Raw genomic sequence first — 23699 nt, forward strand, 5'->3', positions numbered from 1 at the left:
GCGAAAAAAGAAAACGCTTATTCCGCTACAGGAGTGGAGTTTTCTACTCTGCTTTTCAATTTTTGACCCGGACGGAAGGTGACCACCCGGCGCGCTTTAATAGGAATATCCTCTCCGGTTTTTGGATTACGGCCAGGACGTTCGTTTTTATCACGCAAATCAAAATTACCAAAACCTGACAACTTCACTTGTTCACCAGATTCCAGGGCAGTTTTGATTTCCTCAAAAAAGCCTTCCACTAAATCTTTAGCGTCTTTTTTATTAATACCCAGTTTTTCGAATAAGTGTTCAGCCATTTCGGCTTTGGTCAATGCCATAGTTTACTCTCTTAACGCTGCCCCGAACTCGGATTCTAACCCCTTCACCACGGTGTCCACTGCCTGTTGAATCTCAGCTTCTTCCAGTGTTTTCTCCGGATTCTGTAAAATGAGCGATAAAGCCAGGCTCTTATAACCAGGCTCTATCCCCTTACCTTTGTATACATCAAACAAGTTTAGTGCAACTAGTTGATTTACGCCAATTTTTTCTACATGCGAAAGAATTGCACCAACAGCAACTGCCTCTTTAACTGTAATTGCTATATCTCTACGGTTCGCAGGGTACTTAGAGATCGCTTTTGCCTGTGGTAAAGTTCTTTGAGATAAAGCAGTTAAGTCAATTTCGAACAAGAACGGACGGCCATTTACGCCAGTCATTTTGGTAAACTGTGGGTGTAAAGCCCCTACAAAACCAATGTTTTTTCCGTCTAGCAAAATAGCGGCAGACATACCCGGATGAAGTGCACTATGGGTCTGGGCGGCAAACGTGATTTCACCGGTTTGCGCCATCAAAGCCAACAGCGCTTCCACATCACCTTTAACATCAAAAAAGTCTACGGCTTCGTCCCCACCATGCCAACTCTCGGCAGTACGCCGACCCGCGATAACGCCGGCAATAACCGGCTCCTGACGCACGCCACCATCGGCCTGGGCATCGGGCACAAACCGCAAACCGGTTTCAAACAGACGCACCCGGCTTTGCTGACGCTTCTGGTTGTAGGCTACTGCACCTAACAAACCTGGCCATAAGCTAACTCGCATCACCGACATATCAGATGAAATAGGATGCGGCAAAACCATCCCTTTTTCGGCCGGGAATAAGCCATCCTGTACTTTTGGATCGACAAAAGAATAGGTGATGGCTTCTGAGTAGCCACGGGCAATCAGCTGCATCTTGAAGACGGCAGGACTGATGGTTGCTTCGCTGGCAGGCAACATCGCCAGACTTGCTGTGGGCGCTACATTGGGGATGTTGTTATAGCCATATACCCGCGCCACTTCTTCAATCAGATCTTCTTCAATGGCGATATCAAACCGGTAGCTGGGGACTTCCGCCTGCCAGCGATCGCCCAGCTCGGTAACCTGCATGCCTAACCGGGTAAGCATCTCAGTCACCTTCGCCACTTCGATATCAATACCTAACACCCGGCTTAAGCGTTCCTGACGCAGCACCACGGTTTTGGCCGCTGGCAAGGCATCTTGTTCCACCGCTTCTGCTACCGGGCCCGCTTCGCCGCCACAAATCGATAGAATTAAAGCGGTGGCCCGCTCCATGGCATCGCGTTGCAATTGCGGATCTACCCCGCGTTCATAGCGGTGTGACGCATCGGTATGTAAACTATACTGGCGCGCACGCCCCATAATGGCATCACGGGCAAAAAACGCGCTTTCCAATAAAATATCGGTGGTGTCGGTGGTAACCCCGGAGTGCAGACCACCAAAAATACCGGCCATGGCCAGTGGTTTGCTGTCATCCGCAATGACCAGGGTATCGCTGCTAAGCTCAACCGTAGACTCATCAAGCAAGGTCAAAGACTCATCGGCGCCCGCCATTCGAACTTTAATGCCACCTTCAATGCTATTCAGGTTGAATGCATGCATGGGCTGACCCAGCTCCAACAACACATAGTTGGTCACATCTACAATGGGATCGATACTGCGGATGCCGCTACGGCGTAACTTTTCGGTCAGCCACAAGGGCGAGGAGACGGTTAAATCCACCTTTTTCAGCACCCGTCCCAGATAACGAGGACACGCCTGCGGCGCCTCCAAAGTAATCTCTACCGTATCATCGATGGTCGGACTCACTGGCTCAATCACCGGTTCGCACACATCTTCGTTATTCAATACCCCGACTTCCCGGGCAATACCACGGATGCCCAGACAGTCGGCACGGTTAGGCGTAAGATCCACATCCACACTATGGTCGTCCAGTGTCAGGTATTCGCGAATATCCTGACCCACCGGAGCGTCCACCGGTAATTCCATGATGCCGTCATGGTCCTCGCTGATGCCTAACTCAGAAAAGCTACACAACATGCCAAAGGACGGTTCGCCCCGTAACTTGGCCTTTTTAATCTTAAAATCGCCCGGCAGCACCGCGCCTACTTTGGCCACGGCCACTTTAATGCCCTGGCGACAGTTAGGGGCGCCGCAGACAATATCCAGCAACTCATCATCACCGGTATTGATTTTTGTTACCCGCAGCTTATCGGCATTCGGATGCTGGCCACATTCGACCACCTCACCAATCACGACTCCGGAGAAGTCACCAGCCACCGGCGCCAACTCATCAACTTCCAGTCCTGCCATGCTCAGCTGTTCTGATAATTGCTGTGCGCTCAGGGCAGGATTAACCCATTCTCTTAACCACTTTTCACTAAATTTCATATTAAACTCTGCCCTGCCCTAGTTAAATTGCTTCAGAAAACGCAAGTCGTTTTCAAAAAATGCACGAAGGTCGGTTACGCCGTAACGCAACATGGTCAGGCGTTCAACGCCCATACCAAAGGCAAAGCCGGTGTATTCTTCAGGATCGATATTGACGGCTTTAAGCACATTAGGATGTACCATTCCACAGCCCAGCACTTCCAGCCACTGACCGTTTTTACCCATCACATCAACTTCTGCTGAGGGTTCGGTAAACGGAAAATAAGAAGGACGGAAACGAATCTCTAGCGACTCTTCAAAGAAATGATGCAAGAAGTCATGCAAAATTCCTTTAAGCTCGGTAAAGCTGACATTTTTGTCTACCATCAACCCTTCTACCTGATGAAACATCGGGGTATGAGTCTGGTCATAGTCGTTCCGGTAAACCCGGCCCGGCGAGATGATACGCAGCGGCGGCTTCTCGACTTCCATAGTCCGAATCTGCACGCCGGAGGTTTGCGTACGCAACATCACATCCGGATTAAAATAAAAGGTATCGTGATCGGCCCGCGCCGGGTGGTTGGCCGGAATGTTCAGCGCATCAAAGTTATGAAACCCGTCTTCCACTTCAGGGCCGGTTTTTACTGCAAACCCCAACTCCCCGAAAAATTGTTCAATCCGGGCTATGGTACGGCTTACCGGATGCAGGTTCCCGGGCTGCTCCACCCGGCCAGGTAAAGTGACATCAATCGCTTCTTCAGCCAGCTTGCGGTTCATTTCTTCGCTGCGCAGTGCATCGCCTTTGGCGGCAATGGCTTGCTGAATAGTCTGCTTGGCCTGATTGATTTTCTGGCCGGCGGCTGGGCGTTCTTCGTTCGACAATTTGCCTAACCCTTTCAGCAGGTCAGTTAATTTGCCTTTCTTACCCATGTACTCAACTCTAACCTGGTCAAGTGTCGCTGCATCTTCGGCAGCGTCAATCTGGCCTTGCGCCTGACTGATGATCGCTTCAAGCTCCATGATTTCCTCAATATGGCATTTGATATGCGGAAAGCTCTTTGCAACAAAGAGTTTGCCTGAATATAAAAGGCTATAGTCTACACGACACACAAAACCTGCCGCTACCCTAACGGGCTGATTATTCCCAACAATTAGGCGAATTTATAAATTTAGCGCAAAATTTAGAAATTTGGGGGTGAGTTTATTAGCTTTTGCTGAAGTTGGAAGTGAAAATGCAGGAGGTATAGCGGTGGGTAAGTTTTCAGGATAAGGCCTGGCCACTGCGGCGGCGCCTCTTTTTTGTGGGGTAGAAACGAAAAACGGCGAGCATCCTGCTCGCCGTTTTCCGAAAGAACTTAAACTTAATTTGGTTTAAAAAATTAAGCTAACGCGCCTTTAGCCGATTCGACTAATGCGCTAAATGCTACCTTGTCATGTACTGCGATGTCAGCAAGGATCTTACGATCAATCTCGACAGACGCTTTCTTCAGACCGTTAATGAAACGGCTGTAAGACATGCCATTTTGACGTGCCGCAGCATTGATACGGGCAATCCATAGTTGACGGAATTGACGCTTACGCTGACGACGGTCACGATATGCATATTGACCAGCTTTAGTTACTGCCTGTACCGCTACGCGAAATACGCGAGAACGAGCACCGTAATAACCTTTCGCCTGTTTTAAAACTTTTTTGTGACGGGCACGTGCAATCGTACCGCGTTTTACTCTAGCCATTCTTTAGTCTCCTGATCTTTAAACGTAAGGCAACATGCGTTGTACCAACTTGGTATCCGCATCATGAACCAATTTTTTGCCACGCAAATGGCGTTTACGCTTAGAGCTCTTCTTGGTCAGAATATGACGCAAGTGAGACTGCTTGCTTTTAAAGCGGCCAGAGCCTGTCTTTTTAAAACGCTTGGCTGCACCACTGTTAGATTTGATTTTAGGCATTGCTAAAACTCCGCATTGTTAAGTTCGGTTCGTATGATGTGCAGTCATCACAAACCGGTTACATTATGCAGCAAGGTGTTTCGAGGGTGCAGAATCCTCGAAAACTTTAGACCATTACTGCTTCTTTGTTGGGGCTAATACCATGATCATTTGACGACCTTCCACTCGACGAGGGAAAGATTCGCAGGTAGCAACCTCTTCTAAATCGGTTCTTATCCGCTTTAGTAGATCGATACCAATGTCTTGGTGGGCCATTTCACGACCGCGGAAGCGGATAGTGACTTTGGCTTTGTCCCCACTTTCAAGAAAGCGACGCAGGTTGCGCAGTTTTACCTGGTAATCGCCTTCATCAGTGCCAGGGCGGAATTTAACCTCCTTGACCTGAATTTGCTTTTGCTTCTTCTTTTGCTCTTTTTGAGCTTTACTTTTTTCAAAGAGGAACTTGCCATAGTCCATAACTTTACAGACTGGCGGCTCGGCATTCGGACTAATTTCTACAAGATCCAGACTCGCTTCTTCAGCGGTTTGCGTTGCTTCTGCTAGCGAAACTACGCCAATCTGTTCACCCTCTTTGCCGATAAGTCTTACTTCTCTGGCTTTGATTTCATCGTTTATGCGGGCTTTTGCGCCCTGAGCCTGTTTGTTAGCGCCTTTAATGTGCTATTCCTCCAAAAATTATAATCTTATGCCTGCTACCCGATATGGGGATGTTGCAGGCACCTTCAAGACCCGTAACAATCTAATTGATTGTTTTTTCTGCGACTTCCTTCTGTGCTAATTCAATGAAAGCATCCAGACTCATCGTTCCCAGATCTTCACCACGTCTTGAACGCACAGCCACTTGGCCCGACTCTACTTCTTTGTCGCCGACCACCAGCATATAAGGAACACGCTTTAGGGTGTGCTCGCGGATTTTAAAGCCAATCTTCTCATTTCTCAAGTCAGACTTTGCTCTAAATCCTAATTGTTGCAATTTTTCTACGGTTTTTCCCACATATTCGGCCTGGCTATCGGTAATATTCAGTACCGAAATTTGTTGTGGTGCCAGCCACAGTGGGAACGAACCCGCGTATTCTTCGGTTAATATACCGATGAAACGCTCCAGCGAACCCAAGATAGCACGGTGAATCATTACCGGCACTTTGCGTTCACCATCTTCTGCTACGTACGTCGAACCTAATCGGCCCGGCATCGAAAAGTCGAGCTGTACAGTACCACACTGCCATGCACGATCCAGACAATCATGCAAAGTGAATTCAATCTTAGGACCATAGAATGCCCCTTCGCCCGGCTGATAGTCAAATTCGATGTCATTGGCTTTCAGCGCTTCGGCCAGTGCCGCTTCTGATTTATCCCAGATTTCATCCGAACCCACACGTTTTTCAGGACGTGTTGACAGCTTAACCGCCACTTTTTCAAAGCCAAAGGCTTCGTAAGTTTCGTAGACCATCTTAATACAGCCACTGACTTCTTTTAAGATCTGCTCTTCGGTACAAAAAATATGAGCATCGTCCTGAGTAAAGCCGCGAACCCGCATCAGACCATGTAAGGCACCTGATGGTTCATTACGATGACAGCATCCAAATTCCGCCATTCGCAGGGGCAGATCACGGTATGATTTTAGTCCCTGATTGAAAATCTGCACATGGCCCGGACAGTTCATGGGCTTGATAGCATACTCACGCTTCTCAGATTCAGTGGTAAACATGTTTTCGGCATATTTATCCCAGTGACCTGATTTTTCCCATAATGAGCGGTCCATCATCAGCGGGCCTTTGACTTCGTCATAGCTGTACTGACGTAACTTACGACGCACAAAGGTTTCTAGTTCTGTATAAATTGACCAGCCATCATTGTGCCAGAACACCATGCCAGGGGCTTCTTCCTGCCAGTGAAACAGGTCCAGGGTTTTGCCAATTTTTCGGTGATCACGCTTTTCCGCTTCTTCTAAGCGGTTAAGGTAAGCTTTAAGCTGCTTTTTATCGGCCCATGCAGTGCCATAAATGCGTTGCAACATTTTGTTGTCGCTGTCGCCCCGCCAGTAGGCACCGGCTACTTTCATCAGTTTAAAGTGATGACAAAACTTCATGTTAGGCACATGTGGGCCACGACACATATCAATGTATTCTTCGTGCTGATACAACGCCGGCTCATCATCCTTGCTGATGTTTTCATCAAGGATTTGCATCTTGTACATTTCGCCACGTGCTTCAAAGGTGTCACGCGCCTGTTGCCAGCTAACCTTGTTTTTCACCACCGGATAGTTGGTTTTAGCCAGCTCCAGCATGCGCTTTTCCAGCGTTTGCAAATCTTCCTGGGTCAGGGAATGCTCCATATCGACATCATAATAGAAGCCGTTATCAATCACCGGACCAATCGCCATTTTGGCATCCGGCCACAATTGTTTAATCGCATGCCCGATAAGGTGCGCGCAGCTATGACGCAGGATCTCTAACCCATCGTCATCTTTAGCGGTGATAATTTGCAGCGCCGCATCTTGCTCAATCAGTTCCACGGCATCCACCAGTTCACCGTTGATTTTACCGGCGATGGTAGCTTTGGCCAGACCAGGGCCAATATCGGCTGCAACATCAAGTACAGAAACCGCATCATCAAAAGCGCGTTGGCTTCCATCAGGAAGGGTAATTACAGGCATTTTCATTCCTTTACAGTGGTGACACCTACTCTGTGCCACTTGTGATATGTGAGTTTAAAATAACAATGGTTAGCATGATAACCGCTCATTCTAAGCAGAAAGAGGCATGGCTATGCTGCTAAAAAAGAGGGGAATTATAACGGCTTACCCAGCGCATGCAATGGCTGCGAAAAAAATGGCTGGCCCGGCCACACGCTCAACGTGATTACCCAATCAGCTACAACCAGTAGTAAATCAATCATAATTGCCCGAACCTCCGTAAAAAGAACGATGTAAACAGGCTGGTAAACTATACTTAAGGCAAGGCTAATGTACATGCACGCAGGCTTATCAAACGAACCTATGTGGCATTTTATCAGCGACCATATCAGTCGGGCCACTGCCAGCTGTTTTTTGTGCCAGCATAAAGAGCAAATAGCCGGCGGCGACACCCATCAGGCGTTTCTTATAAAAGATACGGCGGCCCGGTATTTTGTGAAGATCCGGCCCCATCAGGGGCCTTTACAGTTGCGTCATGAAGCTGAGGGCCTTACCGCTATTCAGGCAACCAATACCATCAATACCCCCCGTGTGGTCTGTCATGGCATTACCGATGAAGGTAATAACAGCCATGAGTACCTGGTGCAGGGTTTTCTGCGCTTCACCCGCCCCGAAGCCAGTGACTGGCACGCACTGGGGGCACAACTGGCGCAGTTGCACTGTCCTACCGAGAGGCCCCCCTTGGACCAGAAGTTTGGCTGGTCCCACAATAACTATCTAGGTAAAACCGAACAGTGCAATGACACCTACCAAACCTGGTCGGTGTTTTTTTCAGAATGCCGAATCGGGGCTATGCTGGAAAATCTTGCGCGTCAGGGGCACCGATTGGTAAACCCAGATGTGTTTGTAACCCAGACCGAATTGTTCTTACAGGGTCACAGCCCTACCCCCAGTCTGGTTCACGGTGACTTGTGGTCAGGTAATGTCGGACATACCGGCAAAGGACCGGTGATCTTTGATCCGGCGGTGCATTTTGCTGACCGGGAAACCGACCTTGCCATGACCGAATTATTCGGACGTCTGCCCGAACCATTTTATGTTGCCTATCATGAGGCTGCACCGCTAAAAGATGGCTATGAGCAGCGCAAACAGCTTTATCAGCTTTATCATTGGCTAAATCATGCAGTTATGTTTGGTGACAACTATCTGGATGAAGCAAAATCTGCCATCATTCGCTGTCAGAAAATGTATTGAACCCGAGGTTTTATGTCTGTTTCGCCGCCCATCGCCCTGATTACCGGAGCCGCTCGTCGTATTGGCCATCATTTCGCATCTACCCTGCATGCAAAAGGCTACCAGATCATTGTTCACTATAATCAGTCGCGCAGCGAAGCCGAACAACTGTGCCGCTCGCTAAACCAGCTGCGTGCCGAGTCTGCCGTTACTATCCAGGCCGATTTGTGTGATATGCAACAGGTGGCAAATCTGGCAAAACAGGTAACAGAGATCTCCACGCGTCTGGATGTATTGATTAACAATGCATCCGCATTTTATCCCACCCCGGTAGGCCAGATTCAGACCCAGGACTGGCTGACCTTGATGGGCAGTAATGTTCAGGGCCCCTTGTTTTTGACCCAGGCGCTTAGCCAGCAACTCAAAGACTCAGGAGGGTGTGTGATCAATATGGTGGATATTCATGCTGAGCGCCCGCTGCCAGGCCATAGTGTCTACTGTGCGGCCAAATCGGCGCTGGCGTCTGTTACCCGCTCGCTGGCCATTGAACTGGCCCCGGCGATACGGGTCAACGGCATTGCACCGGGCGCAATATTGTGGCCCGAACGGCCGTTAAGCGAAGCCCAGAAACAACACCTGCTGCAAAGTATTCCTTTGCAACAACTTGGCTCGGTTGAAGCCTTGTCCCACACAGCTGAATTTCTGATTGGTAACCCTTACATAACCGGACAGATTATTGCCATAGATGGTGGGCGCAGCATTGCTTCTCAGGCGGCGGTCTGAAAATGCGGGGGTGGTTACTGATAACAGTATGCACGCTGCTGTCGGGCTGTTTTTTTGATTCAGGGCTGGATGACGAGCTGGCCGAATATCAGGCGCGCCTGAGTCGCGTGCTGGACACCCAGGCGGCGGAAGTCCCCGCACCACCCCAGCTTGATTATCCGTCTGCCGCTGAACTCACCCGTGCCATTGAACCGGTAAGTGTTAATCTGCGCGACTTTTATCAGTTGCAAAATTGCGAGATAGGATCGCTGGTCGCCCAACGCAACACGGTGTTGGGAAAAACCGCCCAGCTGTCGCAGCGCTTTGTCTATGAGTCACGTCTGCTCGACAAACTACAACAATGTATTACGACCATCGCTTCCAGTCAGCCGAAACTAAGCCAGCAACTCACCCGCTGGCTTGAACTAAAGCAGCACCAGCAGCCTGATTTGTGGGCAAACCTGGTGCAGGTTAGCCCGGAAATGCGGGCAGCCTATTCGCGTTCGCCCAACTATATTGAGGCCACCAATAACAGTGATGTCAGTGCCTCGGTCCCGGCCTTAAGCTTTGTAGCCAGCCTGCAGCAACGTTCATTAAAAGATGCCACCGAACTTGAAACTCAGCTGAAGATAATCGACAGTGCCAGACTGCCAGCCAGATTATGGCGAACCCAAACATTATTGCTGGCTTATCTGACGCCCTTGAATACACACCTATCGCGGCATTTACCGGCGCTGTCGTGCCCCGATGGCAAAGCCAGTGAGCAGGTAAAAATTCTTAAAAATGTATTTTATTTATTTTTTATTGAAAAAATTCAGCCCGTAGGCAGTAAACTTAACCAGTTTCATTATCAGCTTGCCCCGGTCTGGGAAACCTTAACCCAGGACCCTGCCCTGCATCCCAGCTTTAAACGTTACCTCAGGTTTCACACTCAAACCCGCTTCAACCAATATCAGCAAACGGTGCGCGCCCATGTGCAGCTCTGGCAAGACCTGTTTGCCCGCTGTAATCTGTCTCCTACCGCGCCAATAAGCCCAGGGTCATAAAATGTTTTCACCATCTTCGGGATCCCGGGCCTGAGCTGCCTGCCGACGAATTTCGGTGGTTTCGCTACTCACGTCATCCGAAGCAGAAGCCGGGGCGGTGGCGGTTTTTGCTGTCCCGACCTGTGCTTGAGAGTTTGTGTTTTCAGGGCTTTGTGTTTCAGAGTCTGGCCGGGAGTGACCGCCGTCGGACTGTAACCCTGGCACCCCTTGCGGAAATACCCGCTCACGAGCATCATCCGGCATACTGATACCAGCATTATCAAACAACACCACCAGCTCCCGCATCAATACCGAGGCCATTTTAAGCTCACTGGTTTTTTCCACATCAATCCAAAAATACACTTTCAGATTCGCCGTGGCCGACCCCAGGTTATCAATCAATACCTGAGGCTCAGGCTGGGTCAGGATATTATCGTGAGCAGTGAGAAATTTTAACGCCAGCTGTTGGGCATGCTTGATGTCATTGTCATAGCCGACCCCGATAATAAAGTGACCGCGCATATTCGGGTTGGCCGTCAGGTTTTTAATCACGCCCTTGTAGATACTGGCATTGGGTATCTGAATATGATTGCCATCAAAATCTACCAGGGTGGTGGCACGGGCGGTAACCTTTTGTACCACTCCCAGATAGCTGTCGATTTGGACCACATCCCCCAACCTGAAAGGACGTTGCACGGTAAGCAGCAAACTCGATATAAAGTTTTCGGCAATATCGCGAAATGCAAAGCCTAAGATAAGCCCCAGTAACCCGGTACCACTGATAATGGCCACCGCAAATTCCGTTAAACCCGCCAGCTTTAAAAACACATACACACCCAGCAAGATGCACAGAATGGCTATCGCACGATGGCTTACCGAACGAATCAGCGGACTTTGGGTTAGGTGCGCAAAGGGCTTGAGCAATAAGGTGGCAAGGGGCCCGGAAATAAAAATAGACACCAATAGCAAGACCAGTCCAATGCCGATCCCGGGCAAGTGTGCCCCCACACTGTTAACCATGTCCGACAGCACCTGCGTCTGACTCTGCGTCTCGCTTTGACCCGCGCCCTGTAAACCAGCCCATACCCACATACGTCATCTGCTCCATAGCTAAGCTAGATAGAGTTATGCATACGCGGTGAACCTTCAGCCCGGGTCAGTGCGAATGTCCTCTTTTGCGATGTGAGCAGGGCCGCTAGCGGAACTTGTGGATAAAACCTTAGCCTAAGCCTAAGCCAGTAACGAGGCGGTGCCGCCATTAATTCGCAATTCCTTATAATTAATGTTGATTATTTTTTGTTCTCATTCACAATGAGCAAATAATACTCAGGGCTGACACTTTTAATTACTAATCAATTCGTTGGGTAGAAATCTATGGGAACATCGACACTAATCACTGTGGAAGAAGCCGCCAGTGTAATGGCGTTCTGGTTCGAGGAGCTCGAGCCAGCCCAGTGGTTTCGCAAGGATGAAAGTCTGGATACATTAATAAGAGCCCGGTTTGGTTCGGTACACCAGGCGGCGGCGTGTTGCGAACTATGGCCATGGCGGGCAACTGCCCATGGGCGGCTGGCCGAAATCATTGTGTTAGATCAATTTTCCCGCAATATATATCGCAATCAGGCTCAAGCGTTTAGCTGCGATCCACTGGCCCTGGCCTTAGCGCAGGAAGCCATTAGTGTGGGCGCAGATAAACAACTTACCAATGATGAACGCGCCTTTTTGTATATGCCATTTATGCATAGCGAATCATTGGAGATTCATGACTCGGCGATGGAGCTGTTTGACGATAACGGCTTACAACAAAACTTTAAGCATGAGAAAAAGCACCGCGATATCCTGCAACGCTTTGGCCGCTATCCTCATCGAAATGCCATATTAGGGCGCACTTCAACGCCTGAAGAAGAACAGTTTCTGACCCAGCCCGGCGCCTCTTTTTAAATCTGGCCAGCCCCTGCCCAAGCTCAATGGGAAAGCCCGGCCGGTCACGTTAATAAACCAGAAGGGCAGCTGCTATTGCTGACCCAGGGCGCCTGAATGCTCGCCTGCCTCTTCCTGTATTAGCGTAGGAGGAGTCAAGGCGCTCAACCGTGAGGTGTTACTGCCTATGCAACCACTTAACTTACCGCCCCGCTTACTGATGGGCCCTGGTCCGATTAACTGCTACCCCCGGGTGCTGAACGCATTGTCTACTCAGCTGGTGGGGCAATTTGATCCTGCGATGACCGCGGTGATGGATGAAGTCATGGCTTTGTATCGTAAGGTATTCAAAACCCACAACCAGCATACGCTGTTAGTAGACGGTACCAGCCGCGCGGGGATTGAAGCCTTGCTGGTGTCGGCCCTGGAACCTGGCGATAAGGTGCTGGTCCCCATATTCGGACGCTTTGGTCATTTACTGGCAGAGATATGTGAGCGCGCCGGGGCCCGGGTAGAGACGATAATAACCCCCTGGGGTAGCGTCTTTGATGCCGAGCAAATTGAGCAGGCGATCGTGCGCCACCAGCCCAAAGTGCTGGCCATTGTCCAGGGTGATACCTCGACCACCATGCTGCAACCATTAGAAGACCTGGGCGCAATTTGTCGCCAGTATGATGTGTTGTTTTATTGCGATGCCACCGCCTCGATTGGGGGAAATGCATTTAACACCGATGCCTGGCAACTCGATGCGGTGTCAGTGGGCCTGCAAAAATGCCTGGGCGGGCCATCGGGCAGCGCACCGATAACATTAAGTGAGCGCTATGTAAGCCATGTTCGCAAACGTCATCATATTGAAGCGGGGATCCGCGATAAACAATATGCCCGGCCTACCGGCAGCCGTATTCAGTCTAATTATTTTGATGTGCCCATGCTGCTGGATTACTGGAGCAACGAGCGCCTTAATCATCATACCGAAGCCGCTGCCATGCTATTTTGTGCCCGGGAGTGCGCCATTAATCTGCTGGAGGAAGGACTTGAGCAGGTTATTGCCCGTCACCAACTGGCCGGAGGGGCCATGCTAGCAGGTATTCAGGCCATGGAGTTAGAGATATATGGCGACATCCGCCATAAAATGAACAACGCGGTGGGGGTGATGATTCCGGCAAAACTGGATGGCGAGGCGGTGCGCAATGAGCTGTTAACGCGCTTTAATATTGAGATAGGTACCAGTTTTGGGCCATTAAAAGGCAAGATTTGGCGTATTGGCACCATGGGCTATAACGCCCGGGAGGATGCAGTTCTACACACGCTACAAGCGCTGGAAACCGTCCTTCGCCGCCATCAGTGTGCCCCTAAGCCAGGGATCGGGGTCGATACGGCGCTGGCGCATTATGATAAGGCCCGAAGCCTGTGACGGCCTTTACCCGCGCGGCAGAGCGCGTAATGCAGCAACTCCGGCAACTGGCTGAAATAAGTCAGCATCCGGACCATCTTGACCGGCGGTATCTAACCGATGAACATGCTGCGGCGAATCGCCAGGTTGCCCAATGGATGACGCAATCTGCCATGACCAGTTATACCGATGCGGCGGGCAATTTGTGGGGGCGTCTTGGCAGCCGGCAGCCCAACGCCCGGCGTTTTATACTTGGCAGCCATTTAGATACGGTACCCAATGGCGGCAAGTACGATGGCATGCTGGGGTGATTGCCCCGGTAGCCCTGGCCGCACTGCTGGATGAATATGCGGTACACCTGCCCTTTCACCTGGATGTGGTGGGCTTTGGCGATGAAGAAGGCACCCGCTTTGGCTCTACCCTGCTGGGCAGCCGCGCGCTAACCCATAGCTGGCCAGCCAGTTGGCGAAACTCCACCGATGCGCAGGGTGTATGTTTACCCGATGCCCTGCAGCAATTCGGGCTCGACTTTGACAAGGTGAGTGAAGCGGCCATAGACCCGGATGAGGTGCTGGGCTTTTTGGAATTACATATTGAACAAGGCCCGGTCCTTGAAGATGAAGACTTACCGGTGGGGATTGTCAGCGCCATCGCCGGAGCCCGCCGCTTTGAATTTCGGGTCACGGGCATGGCCGGTCATGCCGGCACGGTGCCGATGCGGCTGCGCCAGGATGCCCTGACGGCCAGCGCCAAAATAATTGTCTGTATTGAAAAACTGGCCATAGAGCACAAGGTGGTGGCCACTGTCGGGCAGATTAAAAACCAGCCTAACGGGGTGAATGTTATCGCTGGGGAGACCTTGTTTTCACTGGATATTCGCAGCAGTGATGATCTGCACCGCGATGCGGTTACTGATCTGATTCTGGAACAAGCGCAATGCATTGCCAGGCATCATCAGGTTAAACTGTTGTGGCGCCAGACCCATGAAGCCGCCGCCGTGGCGTGCGATCCACAGCTGCAGTCAGTGCTGAAACAAGCGGTCACCGCCAGCCAGTTGCGGCCGTTTTTCTTGTCTTCAGGGGCGGGCCATGATGCGATGGCGCTGGCACAGATATGTCCGGTGGCGATGCTCTTCACTCGCTGTAAAGGGGGTATCAGCCATCATCCGGACGAAAGCATAACCACCGAGGATATCATGGTCAGTCTGCAGGTATTGTTTGAAACCGTGATATTACTCGCCCGGCAATACCAGAGCACTTAGTCACTGGTATTCTTATCCTGAAAAGCCGCTACCAGCTCTGGCATGCTTTGGTCCTGTTTTCCAGGCACGCTACTGGGCAACACGCTCAGATCCCCATTGGGCTCCAGAATAACCGCCTTTACCTGATCTTTGTGGGTAAAACCATGGGCCCGCATCCCCATGAGCACTTCCTGTTCAGTCACCCGTTCCTTTTTCAGGGCACTAGAGATGAAGTGTTTATCGTAATACAACAACGCCGGGGATTTATTCATTAGCTTGTGAAACCAGGTGAAGCGCACCGACAATAATGTGAAGGTATACTGCAACAACAATAAGACAAACAAGGCCAGCGCCACTTCAACAATAACCACTTTTTTAAGCAGCACCGCCGAACCCAGAATCGAGCCCATTGCCACGGTCACTATCCAGTCAAAATTGTTCATCTTGGCATTTGAACGCTTTCCGAAGACCCCAACAAAGGCGACGCAGATAAGGTAGGTGGCCACCGCCGTAATGAGCACTCGCCATAGCTCTGGCCAGCTTTGAAAAAATATCATGAGAAGTTCCAGTCGACATTGTTTTACATTACTTACCCCGTGGGTCAGCGGTTAAGATCACCACGTTAAATACCCTGTGGGTTTTTGTGCCCGCTGTAAATTTTCCTTCTGCATCTGTAATAAAGAGTCAACTAACAACCACGTTTGTGATCAACATACACCTGAAGGCGCGCTGGCAACCCTAATATTTTCAATAGATTATGAAAACTTTTTGACCACCCTGGTTATCGGTACAGGAGTTGCTGTTCAGCTACACACAGGAGGGAAATATGACACTGATTAGCTACGACTCGCTGATGGCAGAAATTGATAAGGCGGAACTGTTATTGGGCAAACTGCCTTACTGGAAAATCAGCGAACGGTTACGCCTTGAGTTGCGCGTAAAACAAATGAAAGGATTACTCAACCAATAGGATGTCAGCATGGCAGCGCCGGCAAAATTAAGTGCAATTTTTGTGACTTACAAAATGAAGGATGCGTTACTGGAGCGGGTTGCGCAGTTCAAAGCTCAGTTTCCTGATAGCCAGGTTATTGTGGCTGACAACTCGCCTCTCACCTATAAAAAATATGCGCAGCTTAATAGCGCCTTGCAATGCTTTGCTGACACTGAGTATATCGACAACAGCATTAATAGCCGGTTTTGTGCCTATAATCTGGCCTGCGCAAAGATTAAACACGACAATGTTGTGTTTCGGACCGACGATGACAAATTTGATGAAGCGGTGTTGCGCGCTTTATTAGAAGCGCACCCGGTAACAGATTTTGCGGTCACTCCCCATTATTTTAACAATGACTACCAGATGCCGGTGACCTGGGAGCGGCCTATTGAGGGCGTGATCTTTGGCACCGATTTTCTGAAGTCGTTATTACCATTTACCGATGAGAAAGGCGCTGACTGGTCCTTATTAAAAACGGCGTTTGATAAAAAAATGCCGCAATTTCTTAATCAGCCGGTACTGTTTAAAAGTGCTCATGGGAGAGTGCATTGATGAAGCTGGCGGTTATTGCCCATCCGCGTTATCCCATCCGGCCGCCGTTTGCAGGCGGCCTCGAGGCTTTTATCGCATCCCTGGTAAGTACCTATAATCAGAATATCAGGGTCACGCTTTATGCTCATCCTGACAGCCAGGTAAATTGCGAGTTGGTAAGCTTCCCTTTGGATGAGAAAACCTATCAACAATACCCCGATATTGTGGAAAACGACTTTTTGCTTAAGGTAATGGAAGATATTACCCGCCGCGGGTTTGATGTGGTGCATAACAACGCCATTAGTTCAGTGCCGCCGTTGTGGGCGTGTAAATATGATATCCCGATATTAACCACCTTACATACGCCGCCCTACAGTAAGTTGAAAGCAGCCGCCGATCTGGCGTCTTATTCTCCCTTTGTGCATTACAACGCGGTTTCTTATTCAGTGGCTGAATTATGGCGTCCGTTTATCAATGACGATATTGATGTAATTTACAACGGGGTTGATTTGAGCCTGTGGGAAGTAGACAAAAATCAGCCACAATTTGCGTTTTCTTTTGGACGTATCACCCCTTCAAAAGGCTTTGATCTTGCTATTAAAGCCTCAAGCGAGCTGGGATTGTCGTTTCGTTTTGCCGGGCCGGTGTTCGATCAGCGTTATTTTGATGATGTTATAAAACCGCTGCTTAATGAGCAGGTACAGTATCTGGGCCACCTTACCCACCAGCAAATTAATCAGTGTCTGAAAAACGCCCGGGCGGTAGTTTTTGGGGCGCGCTGGGATGAGCCATTTGGATTGTCCACGGTGGAAGCAATGGCCACCGGCACCCCGGTGGCCGCGTTTAATCGCGGCGCCTTTCCTGAAATTGTAGCGGACTCGGGGGCTGTCTGGCCAAAGGCAACAATGTATTCAGTCTGGCCGAGGCCTTGTCAGATGCGGTGAATTTTCATCGGGACGATGTACGCCAGCGCGCCGATTCTTTTCCACTAAGCACCATGTGTCAGGCCTACAGTGAAAAAGTGAGTGCCCTGGTATGAAAATATTAATGGTCACCAGTCCGATCGTAGATTTGACCGAACCATTTGCCGGGGGCACCGAAGCCTTTGTGGTGCGTCTGGCCAATGGCCTGGCGGCGCGGGGGCACGAGGTCGATGTGTTGTGTCGTAAAGCCGATGAAACCAATCGCTTCAATACGCTGGCCATTGAAGAGTCGGCCCTGCGTATGTGCGATGCCATCACCAGTGAAACCGAGGGTCAGAAACAATACCAGGCGGCCCAGTATGGGCTTATCGATACCAGCGGCTACGATGTGGTGCATTACCATAGCTATTACCATGCGATTTACGACTATGGTTTTTTACATCGCAGACGCAGTGTGATTACCCTGCATAGCCCGGTGTCTGAGCGGTTGGCGCTGACCCACAAACTTAACCGGGCCCGCACCAACGATGTCTACGTAACGGTGTCTGAACGTCTGCGTGACGAATGGAGCGAGGTGCTGGGCGACGGCTTGTACACCATCCCTAATGGAATTGAACCGGCACACTACCAGGCGGATTCGGTGCCGGCCTTACCTGAGTCTGGGTTCTTATTGAGCAGTGGCCGGATTTGTCATGATAAAAATACCGCGGCCGCCATCGAGCTGGCCGAAACTGCCAATATGCCGCTGATTATTGCCGGCCCCATAGCGGATGAAACCTATTACGCCACCCATATCAGGCCTTACCTTAGTGACACCATACGCTATGCGGGCCATTTGTCTCAGACGGAACTTAAACGTTACCTCAGTGCCGCCACGGCGCTGCTATGCACCTCAGCCTGGCGTGAACCCTTTGGTTTATCGACCCTGGAGGCGCTGGCCTGTGATACCCCGGTAATTGGTTTTGCCAGTGCCATTGTACCTGAGCTTCGCCAGGAACCGGTCAGCCAGATTATCGAAGCAAGTCAGCCTGAAGCCATTGTACCCGCGATTAGTCGTGCAGCCCGGCTGCCAGCCGGACGCTGTCGCGACTTTGCGCACCAGTTTGATTTTAGCCTGACCCTGGAAAAATACGAGCAACTGTATGCCAACTTTCACTAATACCCTGTTGTACTATGTGCACCATCAGGGCGCGGGCCATATACAGCGCGCCAAAAGCCTGGTTCCTGCCCTGGAAGAGCAGTTTACCGTGGTATTTGTAGTCGGTAGCCCGCAGATGCAGACTCAGCTGCAACAAGAATTCGCCCATCTGGCCTGCGAGTGCCTGCCTTCCAAATGGACGGACTCGACGGAGTCGGTTGAACGTACCTTTGATAGCGCTTTTGAAGGTGTTCCCTGCACCCGTGCCGCGACCCAGCGAGCCCTGACCTTTATTAATTTGTTAAGTGCCTATCAGGCCAGGTTGTTTATCAGTGATGTGTCGGCCGAGCTGACCATATTAGCGCGCGGCGCCGGGGTGCCGGTGATTATGCAGCGTCACAGCGGTAATACCGACGAGGATCCGACCCAGATTTTTGCCTATGAGTGCGCCGAAGCCTTATACGCTCCCTATCCTAAACACATTGAAGATCCTCAGTTTGCCTTTGCCGATAAAACCCGGTTTCTGGGGTTTTTCAGTGAGCTATCGACAAATCGCCAGGATGTGGTACGCCGCGGTATTACCCTCGTTACCTCCAGCGGCGAAGGGGTGGATGCCCTGTTACCGGTCCTTGAACAATTGCAACTGCCCATCTGGGTGGTCGGGTGCGACGGCACCAATACCTCACAAATCACATTTTTAGGTCGTGTAGATGATATTTCAGTGCATCTGCCTACCGACATCGTGGTCTGTAGCGGCGGCAACAATTTACTGTCAGAACTCCTGCTGTTAGGCAAAAAACTGATCGTTGTGCCCCAGCCTCGTCCCTATGATGAGCAGGATTACAAAGCCATGCAACTGGCTGAACATGGCTATGCGATACACATGCCGCGACAGCAAATTTCACAGCCTGCGCAATGGCAGCAGGCCTTACAACAAGCATCATCAATTGATACCAGTCGCGTTAACGCGCTGGCGAACCCACACGCAGCAGAGCAATTTGCTGCCCTGATTAAGGATTTATTATGCCTCCATTCTCGGTAATTACCCTGGTAAAAGGACGTAAAAAGCAACTTGATAACCTGCTGGAAAGCGTCGAAAAAAGCACTATAAAACCCAAAGAAGTGGTTGTAGTGTGGATGGAAGAAGAACGTCTTGATAAAGACGAAGTCGGCGGTATTCCGTTACGTCAGGTGACGGTACCGGATGCCAAACTCCCCCTGGCAGAAGCCCGCAACCTGGGTTTTGAAACCGCCACCCAGCCCATTCTGGTGTTTCTGGATGTGGACTGTATCTGTAGTCCGGATTTGTTCGACTCGCTGATTCAGCGGGCGACCCCGCATACCATAGCGTCCGCGTCTGTGCGTTATCTTAACGAAGTTCCTGATCACGGCGATTACCTACAGCTTAAAGATCAGGCCATGGAACATCCCAAACGAGAAGCAGTGCCGTGTGACGAACCGGTGGATCGCAAAAAATTCTGGTCACTGGCCTTTTGTATTCATCGCACCACCTTTAATGAAGCAGGTGGTTTTGACGAAAACTTTTTGGGTTATGGCGGCGAAGATACCGATTTTGCGGAACGTTTTCATAATAAAGGCTCCAATCTGGTCTTTTCTCCTGAAAAAGTTTTGCATCAGTACCATACCAAGTACGCCCCACCGGTCAATCATGTAAAAAGCATCTGTCACAATGCCAACTACTTTGCCCGGCAGCATAACTACCTGCCAATGTTTAGCTGGTTGCAGGCATTTGAAGAGTTGGGGCTGGTAAAAGTAGACGAAGAAAAGCATTCGGTGGAGTTTTTACGCGAGCCTACCGAACAGGAAATGCAAGAAACCCGCAGCGAACAACCTTATTAATTTGGTTAATTAACTGAATGTAGCAGAGGCGCCTTAAACCGGCGCCTTTTTTATGTTTGAGACTCTGTAAAGAGCAACTCTGCACGGGTGGTGGCCCTGGCAGGATCCTCTTTTACCCGAGTTATCATTACGTTAAGTTAATCTTTTTTGGTAGTGAGTGATCTTTAGCCGGTAAACTCTTCACGCTATTAGCGAAAATTGCATTGCAGATTTTGCAGCACTCTGCCCCCGTATAAATTAATCAATAAAAACAGAGATTTACCAGCATTTACTTTTTGGCATTGGTTTTGCTTAATCTATAGTAATTAATATTATACGAACAATACAAACTGCGTTAGTAATCTGAACAACGCCCAGATTTGTATATCAACGGAGAGTCTGATGGAAACCCTTTGCGCCCTTGCTTTTGCTTACCAGTGCATTTTACTAATGCGAAAGGCACCTGTTGTTAGTGCCGGTCTGCGCGCCCTGGGCTAATCTACACAGATTCTGGTAAAGCCAGGTCACTATAAAAGTTATCTGTCGTATCTGATTTTCGTCTCCCCTTTTATAATGTCCCTCGGCTTCTTTTCTCTAAAGGAGTCAGTTATGCAATCGTACCTGTCACAAACGGATGAAAACCTAAAGCAGTTCATTGCTGAAAAGAACTTTCCTTGTGTTGGGGCTAAAACAGCCCTTACTAAGGACCAGATTTCGGTGAATCAATATGGGACCCTGGACGACGAGTCAGAGAACACCGATATTCTGTCGGACCTTTATGCGTTTATTGAGCGCTTTGATATTGAAAAACACATGTTTTCTTCATTTGTCTGCACCTTCGAGGGCCCCTGGGATCATACCGAACGCCAGTACGAACGCTTACTGTGGGCCAAGTTACAGCAGCTGCATGAGGTCGATAGCCGGTTGCATGGATGGGATAAAGCCGTCAGCCGCGATCCCGAGCATGATAACTTCAGCTTTAGTCTGGGCGAGCATGCTTTTTTTATTGTATGTCTGAATCCGGCCAGCCGTCGGCGCAGTCGTCGGTTTGAGTCCCCCACTATTGTGTTCAATCTGCATGAGCAGTTTGACAAGCTCAAGGACGAAGGCAAATTTGAAGCCTTTCGCGATCATATTCGCAAACGTGACAGTGTTTTTTGCGGTTCAGATAATCCAATGCTGGGAAATCACGGTAGTGATTCTGAAGCCAAACAATACAGCGGACGTTTGTTAGAAGAAAACTGGAAATGTCCGTTTCATCCTTCAACGGAGCAAACAACCCATGGATAAAATTGCCCCTCGTAGTGGCACCGCTTTTGAACTTCGCGCTGGCCAGAAGCTGAAAGTTATCGATCCTGAAGGCGAGCAGGTAGCCGACCTGTATGCCTTTAATAGCGCCAACCACAATGAATATTTATCATCCGGCCGCTCTTTGGATTACAACGAAAGCCTGACCTTTAAAACCGGTTCAAAGCTGTACTCTAATCAAAGCAACGAGATGTTTGAGATTATCGAAGACACCGTGGAAGACCACGACTTTTTGCTAACACCTTGCAGTAAAGCAACCTTTCGCCACTTTTACCCGGACGAAGAGCCGGTGCCAGGCTGTCACGGCAATCTGGTAAGTGCTTTTGCCGAGTATGGTATTCCGGAGCATCTTATCAATACCACCTTCAACACCTTTATGAATGTGGCGGTAGACGAGAACGGCGATCTGTCGGTATTACCGCCTAAAAGTAAAGCCGGTGATTACACCGTGTTTGAAGCAAAAATGGATATGGTGGTAGGACTTACCGCCTGCTCGGCCGGCGAGTCGAATAACTTTAGTTATAAACCAATCTGCTACGAAATTATCGAGGCCTGACATTTTTCAAAAGCGGCTTTCCGTTTAGCTTTTCCGGGTCCGGTTTAAAATAACCGGCCCGGGGCCCTGAGCAGCTAAGTTGTCGTCAGGATTATACAACGGGCAGTTAGCCATCGATAAACATCCACATCCGATACACCCGGTCAGTGATTTTCGCAGCCGGGTCAGCTTTTCAATCCGCGCATCTAGTTGAACCTGCCAGCCACTGGCCATCGCCTGCCATTGCTTGGCGCTGGGGGCAGCAAAGTCAGGTAGGGGCGCAAACGCCTGTGCTATTTCCTCAAGCGAAATCCCCAGTTGTTGAGCCGCTTTTATCAACGAAACCCGCCTTATGGCATCACGCCCGAAGCGGCGCTGGTTACCGGCATTGCGCGAGGCGTGAATTAAACCTTTTTGCTCATAAAAGTGAAGGGTAGAAACAGCGACGCCCGTGCGCCTGGCCACCTGCCCCACTGACATATTCTGCATTAACAAAAAATTCTTCTTTACCTCAACCTTACTTAAGGTTTTAGCATCGTTTTGAACTTACCTCAACAGGAATCGATGATGCTTAACTTAAACGTTATTACCAATACTAATATCCCTACTCCCGTTCAGACAATTCAGAACACGCGTAAATTCAAGCCGGTCAGAATCCGCTTTAAACACTATGTAAAAGCATGGATGCAGCTAACCGCCAATACTATGCATATGAAATAGCATCTTAAAATTAGCAGCCTTTGCCAAGGCTGAAAATCTATTCACTTGCAGTGTTTTTAAGGCGTGCAGGAGCACGTCTTTTCTATTCTGCGAAAAGTAATGTGCCGCTATAGATTGATGCCAGAGAAGTTGTTTAAAGAGGACTGTTTAAAGAGGACAGTCACTTAACAGCCCTGTTTAAAGAGGATGACTTTAAAGAGGACAGTCACTTAACAGCCCAAGGTACAGTTGGGTTTTGAACTAATTCGGGCACAATAAAAACACGGTTCTCTCGTGTTTAGAAATCCATGCCCAGACCACGTAAATGCCTTATCAATTTGTCGGATACCCCATACTACCACTGTGTGTCTCGCTGTGTACGCAGAGCATTTTTATGTGGCGAGGATAAACAAACGGGTAAATCTTACGAACACCGTCGCCAATGGGTGGAAGACCGGCTATTATTTTTAGCTGATGTGTTGTGCGTAGATGTATGTGCCTATGCAGTGATGAGCAATCACACCCATCTGGTATTGCGCATCAACAAGGACAAAGCGGATGCGTTATCGGTAAAGGAGGTTATCCGTCGATGGCACAAGCTCTACAAAGGCATGCTTATAGCGCAGCGTTATGTTAACCCCGCTGAGTGCGATTCGCTGTCTGAGGCAGAAACTGAAACGGTGAAAAACCTTGCTGAAGTGTATCGCAACCGATTGTTTGATATCAGCTGGTTTATGCGGCTGCTCAATGAATATATTGCGCGGCATGCGAACAAGGAAGACGACTGTAAGGGCTGACTTTAAAGAGGACAGTCACTTAACAGCCCAAGGTACAGTTGGGTTTTGAACTAATTCGGGCACAATAAAAACACGGTTCTCTCGTGTT

At 49.7% G+C, this 23699-nt stretch carries 25 protein-coding genes and 1 pseudogene; 16 read left to right on the top strand and 10 right to left on the bottom strand.

The genetic code is table 11. The features are described 5' to 3' along the window. Window positions 1-17: 17 nt before the first annotated feature. The 7 genes from ihfA to thrS all read right to left on the bottom strand — a co-directional run bounded on the left by ihfA (window position 18) and on the right by thrS (window position 7295). Window positions 18-317, bottom strand: a complete 300-nt coding sequence (gene ihfA / locus IT774_RS09965) for an integration host factor subunit alpha (RefSeq protein WP_195809658.1) — start codon at window positions 315-317, stop codon at window positions 18-20. A gap of 3 nt (window positions 318-320) precedes the next feature. Beyond that, the gene (gene pheT / locus IT774_RS09970) at window positions 321-2708 is read right to left on the bottom strand and encodes a phenylalanine--tRNA ligase subunit beta (protein ID WP_195809659.1); all 2388 of its coding nucleotides are present in this window, start codon (window positions 2706-2708) and stop codon (window positions 321-323) included. An 18-nt stretch (window positions 2709-2726) separates the two neighbouring features. Beyond that, entirely contained in the window at window positions 2727-3707 is a 981-nt protein-coding gene (gene pheS / locus IT774_RS09975) for a phenylalanine--tRNA ligase subunit alpha (RefSeq protein WP_195809660.1), read from the bottom strand. A gap of 359 nt (window positions 3708-4066) precedes the next feature. Continuing rightward, the gene (rplT, locus tag IT774_RS09980; protein WP_195809661.1) at window positions 4067-4423 is read right to left on the bottom strand and encodes a 50S ribosomal protein L20; all 357 of its coding nucleotides are present in this window, start codon (window positions 4421-4423) and stop codon (window positions 4067-4069) included. An 18-nt stretch (window positions 4424-4441) separates the two neighbouring features. Next, window positions 4442-4639, bottom strand: coding sequence for a 50S ribosomal protein L35 (gene rpmI / locus IT774_RS09985; RefSeq protein ID WP_108566247.1), 198 nt, complete (start codon window positions 4637-4639; stop codon window positions 4442-4444). Between the two features lie 114 nt (window positions 4640-4753). Beyond that, window positions 4754-5296, bottom strand: a complete 543-nt coding sequence (gene infC / locus IT774_RS09990; RefSeq protein WP_195812263.1) for a translation initiation factor IF-3 — start codon at window positions 5294-5296, stop codon at window positions 4754-4756. A gap of 82 nt (window positions 5297-5378) precedes the next feature. Then, the gene (gene thrS / locus IT774_RS09995; RefSeq protein ID WP_195809662.1) at window positions 5379-7295 is read right to left on the bottom strand and encodes a threonine--tRNA ligase; all 1917 of its coding nucleotides are present in this window, start codon (window positions 7293-7295) and stop codon (window positions 5379-5381) included. Between the two features lie 309 nt (window positions 7296-7604). On the opposite strand from thrS, the gene IT774_RS10000 reads away from it, so the two are divergent. The 3 genes from IT774_RS10000 to IT774_RS10010 are packed head-to-tail and all read left to right on the top strand — an operon-like array spanning window position 7605 to window position 10315. After that, window positions 7605-8528: a fructosamine kinase family protein gene (locus IT774_RS10000; RefSeq protein WP_232364950.1), complete on the top strand. Its 924-nt coding sequence runs from the start codon at window positions 7605-7607 to the stop codon at window positions 8526-8528. A gap of 12 nt (window positions 8529-8540) precedes the next feature. Continuing rightward, the gene (locus IT774_RS10005) at window positions 8541-9290 is read left to right on the top strand and encodes a pteridine reductase (protein ID WP_195809663.1); all 750 of its coding nucleotides are present in this window, start codon (window positions 8541-8543) and stop codon (window positions 9288-9290) included. A 2-nt stretch (window positions 9291-9292) separates the two neighbouring features. Then, window positions 9293-10315: a DUF3080 family protein gene (locus tag IT774_RS10010; RefSeq protein ID WP_195809664.1), complete on the top strand. Its 1023-nt coding sequence runs from the start codon at window positions 9293-9295 to the stop codon at window positions 10313-10315. On the opposite strand, the gene IT774_RS10015 is transcribed toward IT774_RS10010, so the two are convergent. Beyond that, window positions 10310-11386 (bottom strand): mechanosensitive ion channel family protein, encoded by a 1077-nt coding sequence (locus tag IT774_RS10015; protein ID WP_195809665.1) that lies wholly within the window; start codon window positions 11384-11386, stop codon window positions 10310-10312. The genes IT774_RS10010 and IT774_RS10015 overlap by 6 nt on opposite strands. Window positions 11387-11668: 282 nt before the next feature. Here IT774_RS10015 and IT774_RS10020 point away from each other — a divergent pair, with 282 nt between their 5' ends. From IT774_RS10020 to IT774_RS10030, 4 genes are all read left to right on the top strand, one after another. Further along, window positions 11669-12235: a DUF924 family protein gene (locus tag IT774_RS10020; RefSeq protein ID WP_195809666.1), complete on the top strand. Its 567-nt coding sequence runs from the start codon at window positions 11669-11671 to the stop codon at window positions 12233-12235. A gap of 166 nt (window positions 12236-12401) precedes the next feature. Beyond that, entirely contained in the window at window positions 12402-13628 is a 1227-nt protein-coding gene (locus IT774_RS10025) for a pyridoxal-phosphate-dependent aminotransferase family protein (protein ID WP_195809667.1), read from the top strand. Continuing rightward, window positions 13625-13918 carry a hypothetical protein gene (locus tag IT774_RS18040; RefSeq protein ID WP_408641183.1) on the top strand — a complete coding sequence of 98 codons (294 nt, stop codon included), beginning with the start codon at window positions 13625-13627 and terminating at the stop codon, window positions 13916-13918. The genes IT774_RS10025 and IT774_RS18040 overlap by 4 nt, the downstream gene beginning before the upstream one ends. Continuing rightward, complete coding sequence (locus IT774_RS10030; protein ID WP_408641184.1) at window positions 13915-14868, top strand: Zn-dependent hydrolase; 954 nt, start codon at window positions 13915-13917, stop codon at window positions 14866-14868. Before IT774_RS18040 ends, IT774_RS10030 begins: the two co-directional genes overlap by 4 nt. Here IT774_RS10030 and IT774_RS10035 read toward each other — a convergent pair. Next, window positions 14865-15404: a DUF421 domain-containing protein gene (locus IT774_RS10035; protein WP_195809668.1), complete on the bottom strand. Its 540-nt coding sequence runs from the start codon at window positions 15402-15404 to the stop codon at window positions 14865-14867. The two genes, IT774_RS10030 and IT774_RS10035, sit on opposite strands and share 4 nt — an antisense overlap. 269 nt (window positions 15405-15673) lie before the next feature. Between IT774_RS10035 and IT774_RS10040 the strand changes: the two genes are divergently transcribed. From IT774_RS10040 to IT774_RS10075, 8 genes are all read left to right on the top strand, one after another. Then, complete coding sequence (locus IT774_RS10040; RefSeq protein WP_195809669.1) at window positions 15674-15817, top strand: hypothetical protein; 144 nt, start codon at window positions 15674-15676, stop codon at window positions 15815-15817. Between the two features lie 9 nt (window positions 15818-15826). Next, window positions 15827-16393, top strand: coding sequence for a glycosyltransferase family 2 protein (locus tag IT774_RS10045; protein ID WP_195809670.1), 567 nt, complete (start codon window positions 15827-15829; stop codon window positions 16391-16393). Next, the gene (locus IT774_RS10050; RefSeq protein WP_195809671.1) at window positions 16393-17316 is read left to right on the top strand and encodes a glycosyltransferase; all 924 of its coding nucleotides are present in this window, start codon (window positions 16393-16395) and stop codon (window positions 17314-17316) included. The genes IT774_RS10045 and IT774_RS10050 overlap by 1 nt, the downstream gene beginning before the upstream one ends. Before the next feature lie 91 nt (window positions 17317-17407). Beyond that, on the top strand, window positions 17408-18454 hold the full coding sequence (locus tag IT774_RS10055; RefSeq protein ID WP_218958914.1) for a glycosyltransferase: 1047 nt from the start codon (window positions 17408-17410) through the stop codon (window positions 18452-18454). Next, window positions 18438-19475 (top strand): glycosyltransferase, encoded by a 1038-nt coding sequence (locus tag IT774_RS10060; RefSeq protein WP_195809673.1) that lies wholly within the window; start codon window positions 18438-18440, stop codon window positions 19473-19475. The genes IT774_RS10055 and IT774_RS10060 overlap by 17 nt, the downstream gene beginning before the upstream one ends. Then, on the top strand, window positions 19457-20293 hold the full coding sequence (locus IT774_RS10065; RefSeq protein ID WP_195809674.1) for a glycosyltransferase family 2 protein: 837 nt from the start codon (window positions 19457-19459) through the stop codon (window positions 20291-20293). The genes IT774_RS10060 and IT774_RS10065 overlap by 19 nt, the downstream gene beginning before the upstream one ends. Before the next feature lie 588 nt (window positions 20294-20881). Next, the gene (gene gntA, locus IT774_RS10070) at window positions 20882-21562 is read left to right on the top strand and encodes a guanitoxin biosynthesis heme-dependent pre-guanitoxin N-hydroxylase GntA (protein ID WP_195809675.1); all 681 of its coding nucleotides are present in this window, start codon (window positions 20882-20884) and stop codon (window positions 21560-21562) included. Further along, a complete protein-coding gene (locus IT774_RS10075) occupies window positions 21555-22136 on the top strand; it encodes a DUF1989 domain-containing protein (RefSeq protein WP_195809676.1) in 582 nt (193 codons plus the stop codon). Before gntA ends, IT774_RS10075 begins: the two co-directional genes overlap by 8 nt. Window positions 22137-22160: 24 nt before the next feature. Here IT774_RS10075 and soxR read toward each other — a convergent pair whose 3' ends face one another. After that, window positions 22161-22604, bottom strand: a complete 444-nt coding sequence (soxR, locus tag IT774_RS10080) for a redox-sensitive transcriptional activator SoxR (RefSeq protein ID WP_195809677.1) — start codon at window positions 22602-22604, stop codon at window positions 22161-22163. A 518-nt stretch (window positions 22605-23122) separates the two neighbouring features. Between soxR and IT774_RS10085 the strand changes: the two are divergent. Beyond that, window positions 23123-23608, top strand: a pseudogene (locus tag IT774_RS10085) (transposase); the annotation flags it as partial. Window positions 23609-23699 lie beyond the last annotated feature (91 nt).

The sequence above is a fragment of the Salinimonas marina genome (assembly GCF_015644725.1).
Taxonomy (GTDB): Bacteria; Pseudomonadota; Gammaproteobacteria; order Enterobacterales; family Alteromonadaceae; genus Alteromonas.